The sequence below is a fragment of the Paracoccus sp. R86501 genome (genome assembly GCF_042466435.1).
In the GTDB taxonomy this organism is placed as follows: Bacteria; Pseudomonadota; Alphaproteobacteria; order Rhodobacterales; family Rhodobacteraceae; genus Paracoccus.
Genome location: NZ_JAXHPZ010000001.1, coordinates 2,159,906 through 2,179,071, shown reverse-complemented (window position 1 = coordinate 2,179,071; position 19,166 = coordinate 2,159,906). Strand labels below are relative to the sequence as shown.

The window sequence follows — 19,166 nt, the reverse complement described above, 5'->3', positions numbered from 1 at the left end:
AACAAATGGCTGGCGACAAGCAGAACCTGCAGGACGCATTCCTGAACCATGTCCGCAAAGCAAAGGTGCCGGTCACCATATTCCTGATCAATGGCGTCAAACTTCAAGGCGTCATTACCTGGTTCGATAACTTCTGCGTATTGCTGCGTCGTGACGGGCAATCGCAGCTGGTCTACAAGCATGCGATCAGCACGATCATGCCGGGCCAGCCCATAAGCCTGTATGAAGGCGAGGATTGATTGGCGGAACTGACATCTACCGAAATTAAACCGACCCGCGCTTACGTCATCCACCCTGATCTTGGACGCGCCCGCACGCAGCGGCGCGAACCGGAACATTCCCTGGCCGAGGCCGTGGCGCTTGCCCATGCCCTGCCGGGAATCGAACTGGTCGGGCAGGAAGTCGCGAATGTGCGTGAACCCAACCCCGGAAAGCTGTTCGGGAAGGGCAAGCTGGCCGAAATAGGCGAGCGTCTGGAGCAGGTCGAGGCCGAACTGGTCCTGATCGATGGTCCGGTGACCCCCGTGCAGCAGCGGAACCTGGAAAAGGAATGGGGCGTCAAGCTTCTGGACCGGACCGGGCTTATTCTTGAAATCTTTGCCGATCGCGCGCGTACGCGGGAAGGTGTTTTGCAGGTCGAACTGGCCGCGCTGTCCTATCAGCGGACGCGGTTGGTGCGGGCCTGGACCCACCTTGAACGCCAGCGGGGCGGTCTTGGCTTTGTCGGCGGTCCCGGCGAAACCCAGATCGAGGCCGACCGTCGTGCCATTGACGAACAGATGACGCGCCTGCGCCGTCAGCTGGAGCGTGTGGTCAAGACCCGCACCCTGCATCGTGCGGCGCGTGCCAAGGTGCCTTACCCCATCGTCGCACTGGTGGGCTATACCAACGCGGGCAAATCGACCCTGTTCAACCGTCTGACGGGCGCCGAGGTCTTTGCCAAGGACATGTTGTTCGCGACGTTGGATCCGACCATGCGCGCCATCCGTCTGCCGGATGCCGCAGGGGGAAATTCGGGGCGCAAGATCATTCTGTCGGATACGGTGGGCTTCATCAGCGACCTGCCGACCGAACTGGTTGCAGCCTTCCGCGCCACGCTGGAGGAGGTGCTCGAGGCCGATCTGATCCTGCACGTCCGTGACATCAGCCACCCCGAGACCGAAGAACAGGCCTCGGATGTGGCCGAAATTCTGGACAGTCTTGGTGTGGAAGACGATGTCGCCGCCATCGAGGTCTGGAACAAGATCGACGCACTCGGTGCGGACACCCGCGCGGCCCTGCGCCGCACCGATGCCCGCACCGAAGGCGTTCAGGCCGTCAGCGCACTGTCTGGCGAAGGTTTGTCCGATCTGATCGGTGCCATCGATCACAGCCTGGGCGAGGTTCTTGACGAACATCGTTTCGATGAAAGCGTCGTGCTGGAATTTGCCGATGGTCGCAGCCGCGCCTGGCTGCACGAGGCAGGCGTCGTCGAAAGCGAAGAGGCTGGCGAGGACGGGTTGAACCTGAACCTGCGCTGGACCGCCCGTCAGAAGGGCGCCTTCGAAGCGTTCACCGGCACCTCGGTCGAGGTCGAGCCGGAGGATGAGGGCGACGATCAGGACCCGCTACGGTCCGGCGGTTGGCATCCGGCGGACTGACCACCGTTGCGTCCCGCGATGGGGCGGGGGGCCAGCCCCCCGTACCCCCCGCCGGGTGGGGCTGCGCCCCTCCCGGACCCACCTGCGGTTCAGGCGATCATTTCATGCGCCCAAGGCGGGTTTGCGCCGGGGCGGGATACGGTGACGGCAGCGGCCTTGGCGCCAAGCGTCAGGGCGGCGTGGATCTGATCGGCCGTGACCGAGGCAAGCCCCGATTTCGACAGAACACCCTGACGATCGAAGCTGGCCAGAACGCCTGCGTTAAAGGTATCGCCCGCGCCGATGGTGTCCGACACCGTGGTGCGCACGGCCGGGGCGCTGACCGTCGGGCCGTCCCAGATCGCCTTGGCACCAGCCTCGCCGCCGGTCTGCAGGACCATTTTGGGGCCCGTTGCCAGAACCTTGCGGGCGGCCTCTTCGGGGGCCACGCCGGGATAGAGCCACTCCAGATCGTCCGAGGACAGCTTGACGATATCGGCCATCGGCAGCATCCGGTCCAGACGGGCGCGATAGCTGTCGGGATCGGTGATGAAGAACGGGCGGATGTTCGGGTCGATCATCACCGGCAGGCGGTCGTGATGCTGGGCGATCAAGGCCTCGATCGCGGCACCGCAGGGGTTGGGCACCAGGCTGATGCCACCTGCGAACAGCGCGCTGATGCTGGCGGGCAGGGGGGCGATGTCGTCACTGGTCATCATCCGGCCCGCCGAACCTTCGTCATAGAAAGAATAGAGCGCCTCGCCATTGGTCAGCGTCACCAGGGCCAGCGTGGTCAGCCGGTCGGTGCGCGGGCAGAGGTCGATGTTCACGCCGGCTTCGGCCAGCGGGCGCATGATCACGTCGCCGAAGGGGTCGCGGCTGATGGGCCATAGATAGCCGGTGTCCTGACCCATACGGCCAAGCGCGATGGCGGTATTATAAACCGCTCCGCCGGCCAAGGGTCTGAAGGCGCCATTTTCCGGCACCATGTCGATCAGCGATTCTCCTGCGCACAAAATCATGGCGTGCCCCTTTCAGATCTGTCCTGAGTTGGCCAGATACATGAAAACTGCTAACGCTACCAGCGCGACGACCGCGGCGGCGGCGATTTTCCAGACCGACCACGGACGCTGTCCCGTCACCCGCCCAGACTGGCCGTTGACCACGAAACGATAGCTTTTGTTGTTATAGCGATATGCGGCTGTCCAGATCGGCAGCAGGATGTGCTTGAAGGTCTCGGCGGCGAAATCGCTGCTGATGGCATCGACGCGCTGGTGATCGCCACCGATGGCACGGCGTGCGTCACCGGTGATGACCTGCGCCATCTGGTCCCGCGCCGCCTGATGGCCCTGCGCCAAGGGGGTGGTATAGCCCTCGGCCTCGAACCCTGACAGGAAGGCGGGACGGTAATCGGCCAGCTGCGCCAGATCCCACGGCATCAGCGCCTGCGTCATGGCGGCGGGCAGGGCGGTGGATGCAGGCACCAGAACATCGTTAAAATCGCGTGCGACATTGCCGGATACGGGTCGCCAGCGGATCTTGGCGACCTTTTGCGCCACGCGCTGATTGCGACCGTTCACCTGCCGCGTGACATGGACGGTTTCGTAATAGGTATCACCGCGCTGCCCGCGATAGCTGCTGCGGCTGCTGGCATCGAAGGTCCAGAAGGGCGAGTAGATCCCCGTCAGCCGCCGGTCCTTGCGGGCATAAGCCGTCAGCCCCGAGGGCGCGAACCACAGGCTGCCCAGCCAGTCCTTCATCGCTGCGCGCGCCTGTGCCTCGGTCAGCACGAAGGGCAGCACGCCTTGCGGTTTGATCCGCCGCGTCGCGCCGGTATCGGTGACGACCGGCGTGGCGCAGAAGGGGCAGCGGCTGGCGTGGTGGTCGTCGTCCATATCCACCCGTGCCCCGCAATTGGGGCAGGACAGGGTGCGCACGGTCTGGGTGATGTCGGCCGATCCGGCATCGAGGTGCAGGCCCTTCTGCAACGGGATCTCGACCAATTGGGGGGCCTTGTGGCTGGCATCCCACTGCAGGCTCGCGTCCAGCGGGTCTTTCGACGGCTGGCGCCCCGGCGCGCGGGACGGGCCGGGGCCGATGTCTTGCTGGTGACCGCAGTAGTCGCAGACCAGCACCTGCTGGCCCGGCTGAAAGCGCAGGCTGGCCCCGCATTGCGCGCAGGGAAAGCGGTGTTCCATCTGGGGCATCCGCTCAGCCCGGCAAGGGGGGCGGCATCATGGTGAACAGCTGCGCCAGTTCGGGAACTTCTTCGGCAGGCAGCCAGCCGTCCTGACCCGGCGTCCAGACCAGCGTCTCGCGGTTAAAGCTGCCGTCGGCCACCAGACGGCCCAGATGACCGCGACCGTAAGGACCCTGCGCCTGTCCCCCGATAGCGACATGCCAGACGGTTTCGACCGCGCGACCGGGCAAGGGCGGCGGGGCTGGTTGCGAGGCCGCTTGGGCGGGCTGGGGGACCGCACCCCAAGGGCCACTGCGCGCCATGCCCATCGCGGCCCCCATCGCGGCACCGAAGCCGGCGCCTGCACCGCCTTGGTTCTGGGCCGCGTTCATCATCGCTTCCGATGCGGCGTATTGCCCGAAACGGTCCAGATCGCCGATGATCCCCATCGAAGTGCGCTTATCCAGCATCTTCTCGACCTCGGCGGGCAGGCTGACGTTCTCGATATAGAATTCGGGCAGGGTCAGGCCATAGGTCTCGATCACCGGGGCGATGGCCTTGGCGACCAGCGTGGCCAACTGGTCGGTGTTGGCCGCCATGTCCAGCACGGGGATATTGGCCGAGGCGATGGCGCGGGAAAATTCCTGCACGATCACGTTGCGGATCTGCAGTGTGATCTCGTCCTTGGTGAAATCGCCGTCGGTGCCGACAATTTCGGACATGAACCGTGCGGGATCGGTCACGCGCATGGAATAGGTGCCGAAGGCGCGCAGCCGGACGGGGCCGAATTCCGGATCGCGGGCGATGATCGGGTTGCGCGTGCCCCATTTCAGATCGTTGAAGCGGGTCTTGTTGACGAAATAGATTTCAGACTTGAAGGGGCTGCGGAAGCCGTGGTCCCAATGCTGCAGTCGCGTCAGGATCGGCAGGTTGTTCGTTTCCAGCAGGTAAAGCCCCGGCCCAAAGACATCGGCCAGCTGTCCTTCGTGCACAAAGACCGCGGCCTGACCTTCACGAACGGTCAGCTTGGCGCCGTATTTGATGGCATGGCCGACGGTATCGAAACGCCAGACCATCGTATCGCGGTCGTCTGCGGTCCATTCGATGACGTCGATGAATTCGCCGCCAAGGATGTCGAAGATGGACATGGGCATTTTCCTTTCTGATGCCTGCGGGCCGGCTCAGGCGGCCTCGCCCAGCAGTTCGGACGCGATCTGGCGGACGATGGGGGCAGCTTGCGTTTCGGACATGCCGGGGCGCAGGCGCGGGTCGTAAAGGATTTGCAGCAGCAATTCGTCATGCCGCGTCAACAGGGCGAATTCCTCATCATCATTGAAGATCGAGGGGCGCGCATCCGGGCTGTCGTTGGCCAGACCCATGCCTTGGGCGATCTCTTCGTGGATGCAGGACGTGCGCAGCAGGTCGGGCAATTCGGCGCGGATCACGGCAATGGCATGTGCATATTCGCTGGCATTCCCCTTGGAGTAGGCAAAAACCGTGCAACTGATCGCAGGGGGCAGGTTTTCCAGCATGGCAGCGTCCTGCGACGGGATGCCAGGGACCAGCTCGGACAGACGGGGGCCGATGTTGCGGCGTTCATCCTCGGACAGGATCAGCACGGCGAAATTGCCGCCGCTGCCGGTCAGGGCGACGGGATGGCCGGTGGCGCTGGACAGGCGGTTGCCAAAGCTTGCGACCTCGGACCGCCAGGCGGCGCGGCCGGCGATCTGAGTTGAACGGGCCGAACTCCAGCTGCAGGCGCACCGGCTGTTCCCACCGGCGCAGCGGTGCGCTGCGCGATTGCGATACCAGCGCATCGCCGCTGCGGGTGTATTCGTCGCGCAGGGCGATGGCCATGAAATCGCGAGTCAGCGTTTCGGCGGTGATGGGTGCATCCTGCGGGACGCGGTCGCGGCGCATCTTGCCCTGTGCGATCAGGCGGCGTTGCGTGGCGGCATAGTAATCACGCTGCGACTGGCTGGCAGCACTGGCCGAGGTCTGAACCGCATTGGCCGCGCGGTTGCGTTCGGCGCGGGCCTTGCGCAATTCGGCTTGCGTGGGGGTTGCGGGTTCCTGCACTGCCGGACGCGGATCGGGCCGGTCCGAGGTCAGCGGTGCAGGTGCCGCATCGTCGCGACCGCATGCACTCATCAGCAGCGCCGCCAGAAGAACGGCACCCGACGCGATCGGCACGCGTCGGGACAGGGCGGATCGGATCATCGACGCCCCCCGGTTGGCGCGACCTTGTCCAGTCGCGGAGCCGATGCGGCGGCCAGCGTGTCGCGCAGTTCGGCCTCCATCTGCGTCAGGTCGCTTTCGGCGGCGGCGCGGCGGGCGCGACCTTCATCGGCGATGCGCAGGCTGTCTTCGATGGTGGCGATCAGCTGGGCATTGGCGGTCTTGACGGATTCGATGTCGAAGACGCCGCGTTCGGTCTCCGCACGGATGGTGGCATTGGCCTGACGCAGGTTGTCTGCGTTGCGGGTCAGCAATTCGTTTGTCAGATCGCTGGCCTCGCGCACGGCGCGGGCGGCCTCGGCGCTGCGTTGGATGGTGACAGCCTGCGCCAGCTGGGTTTCCCACAGCGGCACGGTGTTCACCAAGGTCGAGTTGATCTTGGTCACCAGCGACTTGTCGTTTTCCTGCACCAGCCGGATCGAGGGCAGGGACTGCATCGTCACCTGACGGGTCAGCTTCAGGTCGTGGACGCGGCGTTCCAGATCGTCGCGAAGCGCGCGCAGATCGCGCAACTCCTGCGCCTCGATCACCTGATCGGCTTCGGGTTTGGCGGCGACCTCGGCTTCCTTGGCGGGGATGACGTCGCTGTCCAACTCGTGCAGCTTTTCGGTGCCTGCAGCGATGTAAAGCGCCAGTTCGTCATAGAAGGTCAGCGTGCGATCATAGAGCAGATCCAGCGACTTGATGTCCTTCAGCAGGGTCTGTTCATGCGCCTCCAGTTCGACCGAAATGCGGTCGATCTGGGTCTGCACCCCTTCGTAATTCGCCACGAATTTGGCAAAAGGCGCCGAACGCCCCAGCAGCTTTTCCCACCAGCTGCGGGTGCGGCGCACGTCCAGTTCCGACGTCGAGAAACCCCGGATGGTGGTCACGACCTCGCGCAGGCTGTCGCCGGCGGGGCCTGCCTCTTTGGATTTCACGTCGGCCAGCATCTGCTGGCTGATCTGTTGCAGCCCCGATTGGGCGCGCGTGCCGAACCGCAGGATCGAGCCGCTGTCGCCCAGATCGATCTCGGCCATGCGGGTGCGGATCGCCTGCGCGGTGGCTGCATCGGCCTCGGCCAGTGCGACGGGGGGCTGGGCCGGTTGGGCAGGAAGATCCGAGGCAAGCGTCTCGATCTCTTTCTGGGTCGCTTCGGCGCGGCGGCGGGTGTCGTCGGTCATCAGAATGTCCCCTTGTCAGCGATCCGGTCGGTCAGGCTGTTTCTGCACAGCAGCATATGTCGGAATCGCTGCACTTCAACGACATAGCACAGGGAAAGTTTCCCGTCATTCACACCGTATCGGGGGAAAAGGGGGCCGCGGATCACCGCAGCCCCCGGTCTTGGGATCAGGCGGCCTTCTTGCCCGCACCAAAGCGGCCATAGAAGCTGTCGCCCTTGTCGGCCATGTCACGCAGCAGGGCGGGGGCGGCAAAGCGGTCGCCGTGTTCCGCCGTCAGACGGTCGCAGATTTCGACCGCGCGCGCCGCGCCCAGCATGTCCAGCCAGCCGAACGGCCCGCCCGACCACGGCGCAAAGCCCCAGCCAAGGATCGCGCCGACATCGCCTTCGCGGATGTCTTCCAGCACGCCTTCTTCCAGCGCACGCACAGCCTCAAGCGTCTGTGCGAACATCAGGCGATGCTGGACGTCGTGCAGTTCAGGCTGATCGGGGCTGCGCGGATATTGCGGGTCCAGACCGTCCCACAGGCCCTGACGTTTGCCGTCGTCGCCATAGGCATAGAAGCCCGACTTGGACTTGCGGCCCATGCGGCCCTGATCGGCCATCCAGAACAGCACGTCATCGACCGCGCCATCGGGATAATCCTCGCCCATCGCCGCACGGGTGGCCTTGGCGATCTTCACGCCCAGATCGATCGAGGTTTCATCGACCAACTGCAGCGGCCCAAGCGGCATGCCCATCAGCTTGGCGGCATTTTCGATCAGCGTCGGGTTCACGCCCTCGCCGACCATGCGGATGCCTTCGTTGATATAGGGAATGATGCAGCGGTTGGCATAGAAGAACCGCGCATCGTTCACCACGATCGGCGTCTTGCGGATCTGGCGCACGAAATCCAGCGCCTTGGCCACGGCGACGGGACCGGTCTGTTTGCCCTTGATGATCTCCACCAGCAGCATCTTGTTCAACGGGGCTAAAGAAGTGGATGCCGATATATTGTTCCGGCCGCGCACTGGCCTTGGCCAATTCGCTGATCGGCAGTGTCGAGGTGTTGGTCGCAAAGATCGCATCCTGCGGGATCACCGCTTCGGCCTTCTTGGTGACCTCGGCCTTGACCGAAGGGTCCTCGAACACGGCCTCGACGATCAGGTCGCAGCCTTCCAGCGCGGCGTAATCGGTGGTGGCGGTGATGCGGGACAGAACCTCGGCCTTCTTGTCTTCGGTCGATTTCTTGCGGCTGATGGCCTTGTCCAGCAGGGTCTCGGAATAGGCTTTGCCCTTGTCCGCGCTGTCCTGTGCCGCGTCGATCAGCACGACCTGAATGCCCGCCATGGCGCTGACATAGGCGATGCCCGCGCCCATCATGCCCGCACCAAGGATGCCGACCTTCTTGACCTTTTGGTCGGGCGCCTCGGGGCGGTTCGCGCCTTTTTCCAAGGCTTCCTTGTTGATGAACAGGCTGCGGATCATCGCGCTGCTGCTGGGGTTCATCAGGACGTTGGTGAACCAGCGTGCCTCGATCTTCAGGGCGGTATCGAAGGGCACCATCGACCCTTCGTAGACTGCCGACAGCAGTGCCTTGGCCGCCGGATAGACACCCATCGTCTTGCCATGCACCATCGCGGACGCACCGACGAAGGTCATGAAACCGGCCGGATGGAAGGGCTCGCCGCCGGGCATCTTGTAGCCTTTGGCATCCCACGGCTTGACCAAGTCTGCGTCCGATGCGTTCAGCACCCAGTCCCGCGCTGCGGCGACGGGGTCGGCCACGACCTCATCGATCAGGCCTGCTGACTTGGCCTTTTTGGGGTCCGACAGCTTGCCCTCCAACAGGAAGGGGGCGGCCATCATCGCGCCCAGCTTGCGCACCAGCCGCGTCGTTCCGCCCGAGCCGGGGAAGATGCCGACCATGATTTCTGGCAGGCCGATCTTGGCCTTGGGATTGTCGGCGGCAAAGATGCGATGCGTGGCAAGCGGCAGTTCCAGCCCGATGCCAAGCGCCGTGCCGGGCAGAGCCGCCGCGATGGGCTTGCCACCCTTCTTTGTCTTGCGGTCCATGCCTGCCAGTTCGATCTTGCGCAGCATGTGGTGCAGGCCCATCACGCCGTCAAAGACGCCCTGCGCGCCGCCCGCTTCCTTCATGCCGGCAATGACGTTCAGGTCCATGCCACCGGCAAAATCCTTCTTGCCGCTGGTGATGACGATGCCCTTCACGGCATCATCGGCCAGCGCGCTGTCGATCAGCCCGTCCAGCGTGGTCGCGCCGTCCATCGACAGCACGTTCATGGATTTGCCCTGAACGTCCCAGGTGATGATCGCGACGCCGTCGGCGTCTGTCTGCATCGTGAAATCGGTCATGCTTGGCTCCTCACACGCGCTCGATGATGGTGGCTGCGCCCATGCCGGACGCGATGCACAGGGTGGCAAGGCCGAACTGCTTGTCCTGACGTTCCAACTCGTCCAGCAGCGTGCCGATGATGATCGCGCCGGTCGCGCCAAGCGGGTGGCCCATGGCGATGGAGCCGCCGTTCACGTTGACCTTGGAATGGTCCACGTCGAAGGCCTGCATGAACCGCAGCACGACCGAGGCGAAGGCTTCGTTCACTTCGAACAGGTCGATATCGCTGATCGACATGCCGCTGTCCTTCAGGATCTTTTCGGTGACGGGCACGGGGCCGGTCAGCATGATCGTGGGATCGGTGCCGATCTTGGCGGTGGCGCGGATGCGGGCACGGGGCTTCAGCCCATGCGCCTCGCCGAATTCCGCATTGCCGATCAGAACGGCGGCGGCGCCATCGACGATGCCGCTGGAATTGCCCGCATGGTGGATATGGTCGACATGGGTCAGATGCGGGTATTTCAGCATCGCGACCTTGTCGAAGCCGGGCATCACCTCGCCCATTTCCTTGAAGGCAGGCTTCAGCTTGGCCAGATCGTCAAAGCTGGTGCCGGGGCGCATGTATTCGTCGCGATCAAGGATCGTCAGGCCGTTCTGGTCCAGAACCGGAACGATGGATTTGCTGAAACGACCCTCGGACCATGCCTGCGCGGCACGGCGCTGGCTTTCCAACGCCAACTTGTCGGCATCTTCACGGCTGAATCCGTATTCGGTGGCGATGATGTCGGCGCTGATGCCTTGCGGCACGAAATAGGACCGCATGGCCAAGCCCGGATCGACCGCGATGGCGGCGCCGTCGCTGCCCATGGCGACGCGGCCCATCATCTCGACCCCGCCGGCGATATAGGCCTGACCCGCGCCACCCTTGATCTGGTTGGCGGCAAGGTTCACGGCCTCCATCCCGCTGGCGCAAAAGCGGTTGATCGACAGCCCGGGGATGCTTTCATCCAGATCGGACGCCAGCACGGCGGATCGTGCCAGACAGCCGCCCTGTTCCTTGACTTGGGTGACATTGCCCCAGATCACATCCTCGACCGCGTGGCCTTGCAGGTTGTTGCGTTCCTTGACGGCGTTCAGCAAGCGGGCTGAAAGCGCCAGCGAGGTGACCTCGTGCAGGCTGCCGTCGGGGCGGCCCTTGCCGCGCGGCGTGCGGGCGGCGTCATAGATATAAGCGTCGGTCATATGTCCTCCTTGGGTGCCCGGTCGGACGGTTTGCCGGGCATCAGATCATAGGGGTGTTTCCAGCCGGGCAGGCCTTGGATGGCCTGCAGCCAGCGGTCGATATGGGGCCAGTCCTTGCGGTCGAAACCGTAGGGCTCGGGGTAATAGAGATAACCGCAGAGGGCAAAATCGGCGATGGTGGGGTCGGTATCGGCGACCCATTCACGGTTGGTCAGATGGGCCTCCAACACCTGCAATGCGCCCCTCAGGCGCCCTTGCAGGAATTCGGCGGCACCTACGGGACGCTTGTCGGCGGGCAGAAAGTTCAACAGGAAGCGCGCGGGTCCGGCCTGGGCCGAGACCTTGTGGTTGTCAAACATCAGCCAGCGCAGGGTTTCATTGCGATCGCGGCCCATGAAACGGCCGGTCTTTTCAGCGACATGCATCTGGATGACCGCCGATTGCGTCAAAGTCAGGTCGCCATCGCGGAACACCGGCACCTCTGCCATTTCGTTCAGAGCTTTGAATTCAGCACTGCGGGCTTCGCCGTTGAAGAAATCGACAAAGACCGGCGACCAGTCATAGCCAGCAAGTTCCAAGGTCAGCGCCGCCTTGTAGGCATTGCCGGATTCACCGAAGCACCAGAGTTGAGCGGTCATTCTTCCTCCTCACCGCCGGGGGCTTCGCGCCCCCGGACCCCCGCGGGGTATTTTCACAACCAAGAAAAGGCGGGTTCACCTTTTCTTAACCGGCCGGGCCTAAGGCTGGTCCTGCGGTACAGGCCGGGGGGCCGATGACCGCCAACCGAGAAGTCGCCCCGGTCCTTGGGCCGTTAACGTCTGACCTGCCGGAAGGCGGGAGGGGCCGGGGCGCAACCTCGAATTTCTCGGTTGCGCAAATACCCATATCCCCCTCTTTCGGCATCGGGCGCCGGATCAGAAGGCTTCCTGATCCAGTTCCATCACCGTTTCGGCGCCCGTTTGGATCCGTGCCAGATGCGTCGCGGTCATCGGTAGCTGACGCTTCATGTAGTAGCGCCCGGTGGCCAGCTTGGTCTTCAGGAATTCGGCGTCGCCGGTTCCGGCATCCAGTCCTGCCTGCGCTGCGACCGCCATCCGGGCCCACATGAAACCGAGGGTCACATGGCCGAAGAGGTGCATGAAGTCGTAGGACCCCGAGAGCGCGTCATTGGGGTTCTTCATGCCGCGTTCCATGAAGAACATGGCAGCCGATTGCAGATCCTTCGATGCTGCCTTCAGGGGGGCGATGAAGTCAGCCGCGATGGCCTGATTCTCGGCGTTGTCCTTGCAGAAGGTCTTGATCATCTCGAAGAAGGCCATGACGTGCTTGCCGCCGTCCTGCGCCAGCTTGCGACCGACCAGATCCAGTGCCTGCACGCCATTCGCACCTTCATAGATCATGGTGATGCGGGCGTCGCGGACGAACTGGCTCATGCCCCATTCCTCGACATAGCCGTGGCCGCCGAAGACCTGCTGGGCCAGCACGGTCGTCTCGAAGCCCTTGTCGGTCAGGAAACCCTTGATGACCGGTGTCATCAGCGAGATCAGGCCCTCGGCTTCGGCATCATTGGCCAAATGGCTGCGGTCGATCAGATGTGCGCCCCACAGCGACAACGCCCGTGCGCCTTCCAGGAAGGACTTCTGATCCATCAGGCTGCGGCGGATGTCGGGATGCACGATCAGCGGATCGGCCGGCCCCGAGGGGTTCTTGACGCCCGTCACCGAACGGCCCTGCAGGCGGTCCTTGGCATAGGCGACGGCGTTCTGATAGGCGGGGACGGCTCCGGCATAGCCCTGCAGGCCAACGCCGATGCGGGCTTCGTTCATCATGGTGAACATGGCGCGCATGCCCTTGTGCAGGTCGCCCAGCAACCAGCCCTTGGCACCGTCATAGTTCATCACGCAGGTCGAGTTCGCGTGGATGCCCATCTTGTGTTCCAGCGCACCGACCGACACACCGTTGCGGTCGCCCAACGAACCATCTTCATTGACCAGAATTTTCGGGACGATGAACAGGCTGATGCCTTTGGTGCCTTCGCCGCCGCCCGGTGCCTTGGCCAGCACCAGATGGATGACGTTATCGGCCAGATCGTGATCGCCGGCTGAAATGAAGATCTTCTGACCGGTGATCAGATAGCTGCCGTCATCCTGAGGTTCGGCCTTGGTGCGCAACATGCCCAGATCGGTGCCGCAATGCGGTTCCGTCAGGTTCATGGTGCCGGTCCAGTCGCAGCTGACCATCTTGGGCAGATAGGTCTGCTTCTGTTCGTCGGTGCCATGGGCATGGATGGCCGAATAGGCGCCATGCGTCAGGCCCTGATACATGTTGAAGGCCATATTCGCCGAGACGAACATCTCTCCGGTGGCGACGCCCATGGTATAGGGCATGCCCTGACCGCCGTATTCGGGGTCGCAGTCCAGCGCGGTCCAGCCGCCTTCCTTGACGGCCTTGAAGGCCTTGTCGAACCCGTCCGGCGTGCGGACGATGCCGTTTTCCAGCACGCAGCCCTGCTGGTCGCCGGGCAGGTTCAGCGGTGCCAGCACCTCGGAGGACAGCTTGCCTGCAGCCTCAAGGATGGCCTCGGTGAATTCGGGGTCCAGATCGTCATGGCCCGGAAGATCGGATTGCGACAGCTTGAGCACGTCGTGCAGCACGAATTGCAGGTCGCGGATCGGCGGATTGTAGATCGGCATGGCGTTATCCTGTGGGCTGTTCGTGGGACGCGGCGGCAAGCCGGATTTGGGCGTCGGAGAGCTGCTGTCTGAGATCGGCGATCGCCTCGCTCAGTTCCGCATATTGCTGTTCCATGTCAGCCAGCCGTTCCCGCCCCACCTGGATCGTCGCAGCGATCTGGGTGCGGTTGGTGCTGCCGGGGGCATAAAGCTCCAGCAGCTGGCGGATCTGTTCCAGGCTGAAACCAAAGCGCTTGCCCCGCAGGATCAGCGTCAGCCTTGCCCGGTCGCGCCGGTCGTAAAGGCGGTGCTGGCCCCTGCGCTGGGGAAAGATCAGCTCGCGCGCCTCGTAGAAGCGCAACGTGCGGGGCGTGACGTCGAATGCGTCGCACATCTGGCGAATGGTCATCAGCTCATCGGACATGGTAGGCGGCTCCTCCTCCTGAAACCTGGCGTTCCGTCCTTGGCTTGAAGATAGGATCAAGTTGACGCGAACGTAAGCAAGACGCGGCGTCACGACAGTCCCCTGCCGTGGCGTCATTCCATGCGAGCCAGCTCGTCCTCTCCGGTCTGGCGCAGCTGGGCAAGGTCGGCACGGGCCGCCTGCATGTCGGCGATCTGCTGGTCCAACACGTCCAGCTGCCGTTGGGCCATCTCGATCCAGACCTGATACTGTTCCCGTGAACCCTTCTTGTCATAGATCAACAGCCACTGGCGGATATCCTCCAGCGAAAACCCGAAGCGGCGGCCGCGCAGGATCAGCGTCATGCGGGCAACCTCGCGCGGGCCATAGAAGCGTGCGCGGCCTTCCTTGAAGGGCTTCAGCAGTTCGATATATTCGTAATAGCGCAGCGTGCGCGGCGTCACATCGAAGCGCGCGCACATTTCCTTGAAGCTGATCCGGTCTTCGGTCATTGGCGCCTCCTCTCCGAGTTCCCTTTGCGTAAACTTAGGTGGTGTCGCTCATATTCTCAACCGAATCGCGCAACCGTGGTTCATTGGGGTTGAGCCTACGCCCCGCCGGCGGCTAAGCATCAATAAAGACAAGGAGACGCGGATGTCCGACCAGACCTCAGGCCCGCAGGATGATCGCACCCGCATCGCCCAGCAGTTCATCGAAGCCATCCCCCACGCCCGCGCCCTTGGGATGCGGGTGGACGAATTGGGCAAGGGCCGCGCGGTCATCAGCATGCCCTGGGCCGAGCATCTGGTGGGTGATCCCCGCACGGGCGTCATCCATGGCGGCGTCGTTTCGGCACTGATGGACACCTGCTGCGGAGCGGCGGTGATGGTCCATCCCAGCAACCCGTCGTCGACCGCGACCATCGATCTGCGCATCGACTATATGCGGGCGGCGACACCGGGGCAGCGCATCACCGCGCGCGCCGAATGCTATCACATGACCCGCAGCGTGGCCTTCCTTCGGGCCGTCGCGCTGGATGAGGATGGCGACAACCCCGTGGCGACCGCGACCGGCGCCTTTACGGCCGAGAGGTAATCATGGGCGACCGCAACGAACCGCTGCACCAGATCAAATCGCGTCGCGATTCCGCCCTCGAGGCGCTGGTGACCGGCGTACCCTACATGAGCTGGCTGGGCATCACTTTCGACAGGCGGGGGGACGAGCTGACGGCCATCCTGCCCTATGACGACAAGCTGATCGGCAATCCGCGCCTGCCCGCCATCCACGGCGGCGTGACGGCAGCCTTCCTTGAGGTGACCGCCATCATCGAACTGTCCTGGTCCGTCATGTGGGAGGATCTGGAATCGGGGCGCATCGCCCCCGACGCCGCCGTGCCGGACAGCCTGCCGCGCCTGCCCAAGACCATCGATTTCACGGTCGATTACCTGCGGTCCGGCCTGCCACGCGATGTCTATGCCCGCGCACGGGTGGTGCGGTCAGGGCGGCGTTATGCATCGGTCCACGTCGAGGCGTGGCAGGACAACCGCGCCCGTCTGATCGCGCAGGCGACCGGCCATTTCCTGATGCCGCAGCCATAAGATGCAAGGCCCCGTGCTGACCCATCGACGCGTGCTGAACATCGCGCTGCCCATCGTGCTGTCGAACCTGACCGTGCCACTGCTGGGGCTGGTCGATACCGGCGTGGTGGGTCAGCTGGGCCTGCCCGAGGCGATCGGTGCGGTGGGCATCGGCGCGGTCATCCTGACATCCATCTATTGGGTCTTCGGGTTCCTGCGCATGGGGACATCGGGGCTGGTGGCGCAAAGCCACGGTGCCGGTGATCAGGCCGAGGTCGGCGCCCATCTGCTACGCGCGCTTGCGATTGCCGCGGTGGCGGGGTTCGTCTTCATCGCGCTGCAGGTGCCGATCTTCTGGGCCGCCTTCCAGCTGGCCCCGGCATCGGATGCGGTCGAAGCGCTGGCCCGCGATTATCTGTCGATCCGCATCTGGGGCGCACCCGCGACGATCGGGCTTTATGCCATCACCGGCTGGCTGATCGCGGTCGAACGCACCCGCGCGGTGCTGGCGCTGCAATTACTGCAAAACGGGCTGAACGTGGGTTTGGATATCTGGTTCGTGCTGGGCTTGGGGCTTGGGGTCAGCGGTGTGGCCTGGGCCACCCTGGCGGCGGAACTGGCGGGGCTGAGTGTGGGTCTGTGGCTGGCTCGGCATGTGCTGACCCGTGCCGTCACCGCGGCCCGCGACACGGCCAGTCTGTTTGCGCGGGCCAAGATCGACCGTTTGGCACGGGTCAACACCGATATCATGATCCGGTCGGTGCTGCTGCAGGGCTGCATGACCAGCTTTCTGTTTCTGGGGGCGGGGCAGGGTGATGTGCCTCTGGCCTCCAATCAGGTGCTGTTGCAATTCGTGGCACTGACGGCCTTTGCTCTGGACGGGTTCGCTTTTGCCGCCGAAAGTCTTGTGGGGCAGGCGGTGGGCGCGCATCGGCCCGACCGTGTGCGGCGGGCATCGATTCTGACATCGCAATGGGGTCTGGGGGGCGCCGTCGTCCTGGGCCTGATCTTCATCATCGCGGGCGGGCTGATCATCGACATCCTGACCACATCCCCGCAGGTCCGGGCCGAGGCGCGGGTCTATCTGCCCTGGCTGGGGCTTGCGCCGCTGATCGGCGTGGCGGGATGGATGCTGGACGGCATCTTCATCGGCGCGACCCTGACGCGGGACATGCGCAATGCGATGATCCGCTCGGTCGCGGTTTTCGTGGTGGCGGTGCTGATCCTGCCGCCGTTCTGGGGCAATCACGGGCTGTGGGCGGCACTGATGGCGCTGAACACTGCGCGCGCCATCACCATGCTGCGCCGCTATCGCCACGCCGAGGATGCCGCGACGCCCCCGCGGAGTGACGCGGCAGTGGCGTGATCAGCTTTCGTCGACCACCTGACGACGGGCCTCGTCCATCAGTTCGGCCATCTTGGCCCGGATGGTCGCGTCGTCGGCGACACCCTGCAGGTCGGTGCTGACCTTGCGGAAGACGTCCTCCTCGCCCGGTTCCTCGAAGTCCGAGGTGACAACGGTCATCGCATAGGTGCGGGCATCGTCGCCGGTCTTGCCCAGCAGTTCCGCCGCCCATTCGCCCAGAAGACGGTTGCGGCGGGCCTCGGCCTTGAAGCGCAGATCGGCGTCATGGGCGAATTTTGCCTCATAGGCGCGCTCTCGGTCGTCAAATGTGGTCATGTGTCCACCTCCTGCTGTGACTTAGGCAAGATAAGAGCCTTTCGCGCGACTTGTCGCAAGCCTCGTATTGCCCCCCGATGCCATTCTGCGCTAAGCCGCCTCTTTGAGAGACATCCGAAAGGACGGTGGGGCCATGGCACCGCGGCGCAAGAAGGTTTACGAAGGCAAAGCCAAGATTCTGTACGAAGGTACGGAACCTGGAACGCTGGTCCAGTACTTCAAGGACGATGCGACGGCGTTCAATGCCCAGAAGAAGGCGACGATCGAAGGCAAGGGTGTCCTGAACAACCGCCTGTCGGAATTCTTCATGCAGGGCCTGACCAATGTCGGCGTGCCCAATCACTTCATCCGTCGCATCAACATGCGCGAACAGCTGATCCGCCAGGTCGAGATCATTCCGCTGGAAGTGATCGTGCGCAACTTTGCCGCCGGGTCGCTGTCCAAGCGCCTTGGTCTGGAGGAAGGCACGCTGCTGCCCCGTCCGATCGTCGAATACAGCTATAAGAACGACGAGCTGGGCGATCCGATGGTGTCGGAAGAATATGTCATCGCCTTCGGCTGGGCCAGCCAGCAAGATCTGGACGACATCGTGTCGCTGGCCCTGCGCGTCAACGACTTCCTGTCGGGCGTGTTCTATGGCGCAGGCATCAAGCTGATCGATTTCAAGATCGAGATCGGCCGCGTTTGGGACAACGACTTCATGCGCCTGATCGTGGCTGACGAAATCAGCCCCGACAGCTGCCGCCTGTGGGACGTCAAGACCGGCCAGAAGCTGGACAAGGACGTGTTCCGTCGCGATCTGGGCAACCTGACCGACGCCTATACCGAAGTGGCGCGCAGGCTGGGCCTGATGCCCGCCAACACGACCAGCCTGAAACCGACCGCGATCAACTGAGAAGGAAGCCCGCGATGAAAGCCCGTGTCACCATCATGCTGAAGGACGGTGTTCTGGACCCGCAGGGCGAGGCGATCCGCCACGCGCTTGGCGGTCTGGGCCATGACGGCGTTTCCGGCGTCCGTCAGGGCAAGCTGATCGAACTGGACCTGAACGCCACCGACGCCGAAGCCGCCCGTGCCGAAGTGGCGAAGATGTGCGAAGGCCTGCTGGCCAATACCGTGATCGAGAAATACTCGATCGAGATTGCCTGACAGGCTGCGATGACGTTGCGGCAGCTTGGCCTTATGGTCAGGTTGCCCGCAAGTCCCCGTTGCAAATTCGTGGCGTTTGACGCCCAATGCGCGGATGATGAACAAGACCTCGACCCCCTCCGATACGACCACGCCGGTCATCCAGATCAACGGGCTGCACAAGTCCTATGGCCAGCTTGATGTGCTGAAGGGCGTGTCAATGACCGCCCCGCGCGGTCATGTCATCAGCCTGATCGGATCCTCCGGTTCCGGCAAATCCACCCTGCTGCGCTGCTGCAACCTGCTGGAAAACAGTCAGGCGGGCGACATCCTGTTCGACGGGGAAGCCGTGCGCTGGAAAGGCCGCGGTCAGGACCGTGCGCCCGCCGATCGTGCGCAGGTCACGCGGTTCCGCACCAACCTGTCGATGGTCTTCCAGCAGTTCAACCTGTGGGCCCATATGACGATCCTGCAGAACGTCATGGAAGCGCCGCTGACCGTCTTGGGCGAGGATCGCGCTGTTGTGGAAACCCGCGCCCGCGCCCTGCTGGACAAGGTCGGCATCGGCGACAAATGCGACGCTTGGCCTGCCCAGCTTTCGGGCGGCCAGCAACAGCGCGCCGCCATTGCCCGTGCTTTGTGCATGCAGCCGACCGCGCTGTTGTTCGACGAACCAACCAGCGCGCTGGACCCGGAATTGCAGCAAGAGGTCGTCAAGGTCATCAAGGATCTGGCCGGTGAACATCGCACGATGATCATGGTCACCCATGACATGCGGTTGGCCGCCGATGTCAGCGATCACGTTGTCTTCCTGCATCAGGGCGTGATCTGCGAAGAAGGCCCGCCCTCGCAGCTGTTCGGGAACCCGCAGACGGACCGTCTGCGCCAGTTCCTGTCGGCCACGATGGCCCATTAAACAAAAAAACGAAC

20 protein-coding genes and 1 pseudogene are annotated in these 19,166 nt (G+C 63.8%); 8 read left to right on the top strand and 13 right to left on the bottom strand.

Going from position 1 to position 19,166, the window contains the following annotated elements:
- Positions 1–5: 5 nt before the first annotated feature.
- Positions 6–239, top strand: a complete 234-nt coding sequence (hfq, locus tag SJY40_RS10585; protein WP_020949330.1) for an RNA chaperone Hfq — start codon at positions 6–8, stop codon at positions 237–239.
- Positions 240–1,640 carry a GTPase HflX gene (hflX, locus tag SJY40_RS10580; RefSeq protein ID WP_378946046.1) on the top strand — a complete coding sequence of 467 codons (1,401 nt, stop codon included), beginning with the start codon at positions 240–242 and terminating at the stop codon, positions 1,638–1,640.
- Between the two features lie 89 nt (positions 1,641–1,729).
- Here hflX and SJY40_RS10575 read toward each other — a convergent pair whose 3' ends face one another.
- From SJY40_RS10575 to SJY40_RS10520, 12 genes and pseudogenes are all read right to left on the bottom strand, one after another.
- The gene (locus SJY40_RS10575) at positions 1,730–2,641 is read right to left on the bottom strand and encodes a carbohydrate kinase (protein WP_378946043.1); all 912 of its coding nucleotides are present in this window, start codon (positions 2,639–2,641) and stop codon (positions 1,730–1,732) included.
- Positions 2,642–2,653: 12 nt separating this feature from the next.
- Positions 2,654–3,826 (bottom strand): zinc ribbon domain-containing protein, encoded by a 1,173-nt coding sequence (locus SJY40_RS10570; RefSeq protein WP_378946040.1) that lies wholly within the window; start codon positions 3,824–3,826, stop codon positions 2,654–2,656.
- A gap of 4 nt (positions 3,827–3,830) precedes the next feature.
- Entirely contained in the window at positions 3,831–4,946 is a 1,116-nt protein-coding gene (locus SJY40_RS10565; protein WP_378946037.1) for an SPFH domain-containing protein, read from the bottom strand.
- Positions 4,947–4,979: 33 nt separating this feature from the next.
- On the bottom strand, positions 4,980–5,474 hold the full coding sequence (locus SJY40_RS10560) for a DUF2927 domain-containing protein (protein WP_378948383.1): 495 nt from the start codon (positions 5,472–5,474) through the stop codon (positions 4,980–4,982).
- On the bottom strand, positions 5,395–6,018 hold the full coding sequence (locus tag SJY40_RS10555; protein ID WP_378946034.1) for a DUF2927 domain-containing protein: 624 nt from the start codon (positions 6,016–6,018) through the stop codon (positions 5,395–5,397). Before SJY40_RS10555 ends, SJY40_RS10560 begins: the two co-directional genes overlap by 80 nt.
- Entirely contained in the window at positions 6,015–7,199 is a 1,185-nt protein-coding gene (locus SJY40_RS10550) for a toxic anion resistance protein (protein ID WP_378946031.1), read from the bottom strand. The genes SJY40_RS10555 and SJY40_RS10550 overlap by 4 nt, the downstream gene beginning before the upstream one ends.
- Positions 7,200–7,365: 166 nt before the next feature.
- Positions 7,366–9,553: pseudogene (locus tag SJY40_RS10545) on the bottom strand (3-hydroxyacyl-CoA dehydrogenase NAD-binding domain-containing protein).
- 10 nt (positions 9,554–9,563) lie between these two features.
- Entirely contained in the window at positions 9,564–10,775 is a 1,212-nt protein-coding gene (locus SJY40_RS10540; protein WP_378946029.1) for an acetyl-CoA C-acetyltransferase, read from the bottom strand.
- Positions 10,772–11,413, bottom strand: a complete 642-nt coding sequence (locus SJY40_RS10535; protein WP_378946027.1) for a glutathione S-transferase family protein — start codon at positions 11,411–11,413, stop codon at positions 10,772–10,774. The genes SJY40_RS10540 and SJY40_RS10535 overlap by 4 nt, the downstream gene beginning before the upstream one ends.
- A 276-nt stretch (positions 11,414–11,689) precedes the next feature.
- Entirely contained in the window at positions 11,690–13,468 is a 1,779-nt protein-coding gene (locus SJY40_RS10530) for an acyl-CoA dehydrogenase C-terminal domain-containing protein (protein ID WP_378946024.1), read from the bottom strand.
- A gap of 4 nt (positions 13,469–13,472) precedes the next feature.
- Positions 13,473–13,871, bottom strand: a complete 399-nt coding sequence (locus SJY40_RS10525; protein ID WP_378946021.1) for a MerR family DNA-binding transcriptional regulator — start codon at positions 13,869–13,871, stop codon at positions 13,473–13,475.
- Between the two features lie 113 nt (positions 13,872–13,984).
- Positions 13,985–14,362, bottom strand: coding sequence for a MerR family DNA-binding transcriptional regulator (locus SJY40_RS10520; RefSeq protein WP_378946019.1), 378 nt, complete (start codon positions 14,360–14,362; stop codon positions 13,985–13,987).
- A 142-nt stretch (positions 14,363–14,504) separates the two neighbouring features.
- On the opposite strand from SJY40_RS10520, the gene SJY40_RS10515 reads away from it, so the two are divergent.
- The 3 genes from SJY40_RS10515 to SJY40_RS10505 are packed head-to-tail and all read left to right on the top strand — an operon-like array spanning position 14,505 to position 16,793.
- Positions 14,505–14,945, top strand: coding sequence for a PaaI family thioesterase (locus tag SJY40_RS10515; protein ID WP_378946016.1), 441 nt, complete (start codon positions 14,505–14,507; stop codon positions 14,943–14,945).
- 2 nt (positions 14,946–14,947) lie between these two features.
- Positions 14,948–15,448: a PaaI family thioesterase gene (locus SJY40_RS10510; RefSeq protein WP_378946013.1), complete on the top strand. Its 501-nt coding sequence runs from the start codon at positions 14,948–14,950 to the stop codon at positions 15,446–15,448.
- A 1-nt stretch (position 15,449) separates the two neighbouring features.
- Positions 15,450–16,793 carry an MATE family efflux transporter gene (locus tag SJY40_RS10505; RefSeq protein WP_378946010.1) on the top strand — a complete coding sequence of 448 codons (1,344 nt, stop codon included), beginning with the start codon at positions 15,450–15,452 and terminating at the stop codon, positions 16,791–16,793.
- Here the strand turns inward: SJY40_RS10505 and SJY40_RS10500 are convergent, their stop codons facing one another.
- Positions 16,794–17,108, bottom strand: a complete 315-nt coding sequence (locus SJY40_RS10500; RefSeq protein ID WP_378946007.1) for a DUF1476 domain-containing protein — start codon at positions 17,106–17,108, stop codon at positions 16,794–16,796.
- 133 nt (positions 17,109–17,241) lie between these two features.
- On the opposite strand from SJY40_RS10500, the gene purC reads away from it, so the two are divergent.
- The 3 genes from purC (at position 17,242) to SJY40_RS10485 (ending at position 19,152) form a co-directional block, all read left to right on the top strand.
- Complete coding sequence (gene purC / locus SJY40_RS10495) at positions 17,242–18,003, top strand: phosphoribosylaminoimidazolesuccinocarboxamide synthase (RefSeq protein ID WP_378946005.1); 762 nt, start codon at positions 17,242–17,244, stop codon at positions 18,001–18,003.
- Between the two features lie 14 nt (positions 18,004–18,017).
- The gene (gene purS / locus SJY40_RS10490) at positions 18,018–18,257 is read left to right on the top strand and encodes a phosphoribosylformylglycinamidine synthase subunit PurS (protein WP_378946002.1); all 240 of its coding nucleotides are present in this window, start codon (positions 18,018–18,020) and stop codon (positions 18,255–18,257) included.
- 97 nt (positions 18,258–18,354) lie between these two features.
- On the top strand, positions 18,355–19,152 hold the full coding sequence (locus SJY40_RS10485; protein WP_378946000.1) for an ABC transporter ATP-binding protein: 798 nt from the start codon (positions 18,355–18,357) through the stop codon (positions 19,150–19,152).
- Positions 19,153–19,166 lie beyond the last annotated feature (14 nt).

Bases quoted from the DNA above. Each gene is read 5' to 3' on its own strand.
- hfq (WP_020949330.1), top strand. From the start codon at position 6: ATGGCTGGCGACAAGCAGAACCTGCAGGACGCATTCCTGAACCATGTC.
- SJY40_RS10575 (WP_378946043.1), bottom strand. From the start codon at position 2,641: ATGATTTTGTGCGCAGGAGAATCGCTGATCGACATGGTGCCGGAAAAT.
- SJY40_RS10570 (WP_378946040.1), bottom strand. From the start codon at position 3,826: ATGCCCCAGATGGAACACCGCTTTCCCTGCGCGCAATGCGGGGCCAGC.
- SJY40_RS10565 (WP_378946037.1), bottom strand. From the start codon at position 4,946: ATGTCCATCTTCGACATCCTTGGCGGCGAATTCATCGACGTCATCGAA.
- SJY40_RS10555 (WP_378946034.1), bottom strand. From the start codon at position 6,018: ATGATCCGATCCGCCCTGTCCCGACGCGTGCCGATCGCGTCGGGTGCC.
- SJY40_RS10550 (WP_378946031.1), bottom strand. From the start codon at position 7,199: ATGACCGACGACACCCGCCGCCGCGCCGAAGCGACCCAGAAAGAGATC.
- SJY40_RS10540 (WP_378946029.1), bottom strand. From the start codon at position 10,775: ATGACCGACGCTTATATCTATGACGCCGCCCGCACGCCGCGCGGCAAG.
- SJY40_RS10535 (WP_378946027.1), bottom strand. From the start codon at position 11,413: ATGACCGCTCAACTCTGGTGCTTCGGTGAATCCGGCAATGCCTACAAG.
- SJY40_RS10530 (WP_378946024.1), bottom strand. From the start codon at position 13,468: ATGCCGATCTACAATCCGCCGATCCGCGACCTGCAATTCGTGCTGCAC.
- SJY40_RS10525 (WP_378946021.1), bottom strand. From the start codon at position 13,871: ATGTCCGATGAGCTGATGACCATTCGCCAGATGTGCGACGCATTCGAC.
- SJY40_RS10520 (WP_378946019.1), bottom strand. From the start codon at position 14,362: ATGACCGAAGACCGGATCAGCTTCAAGGAAATGTGCGCGCGCTTCGAT.
- SJY40_RS10515 (WP_378946016.1), top strand. From the start codon at position 14,505: ATGTCCGACCAGACCTCAGGCCCGCAGGATGATCGCACCCGCATCGCC.
- SJY40_RS10510 (WP_378946013.1), top strand. From the start codon at position 14,948: ATGGGCGACCGCAACGAACCGCTGCACCAGATCAAATCGCGTCGCGAT.
- SJY40_RS10505 (WP_378946010.1), top strand. From the start codon at position 15,450: ATGCAAGGCCCCGTGCTGACCCATCGACGCGTGCTGAACATCGCGCTG.
- SJY40_RS10500 (WP_378946007.1), bottom strand. From the start codon at position 17,108: ATGACCACATTTGACGACCGAGAGCGCGCCTATGAGGCAAAATTCGCC.
- purC (WP_378946005.1), top strand. From the start codon at position 17,242: ATGGCACCGCGGCGCAAGAAGGTTTACGAAGGCAAAGCCAAGATTCTG.
- purS (WP_378946002.1), top strand. From the start codon at position 18,018: ATGAAAGCCCGTGTCACCATCATGCTGAAGGACGGTGTTCTGGACCCG.
- SJY40_RS10485 (WP_378946000.1), top strand. From the start codon at position 18,355: ATGAACAAGACCTCGACCCCCTCCGATACGACCACGCCGGTCATCCAG.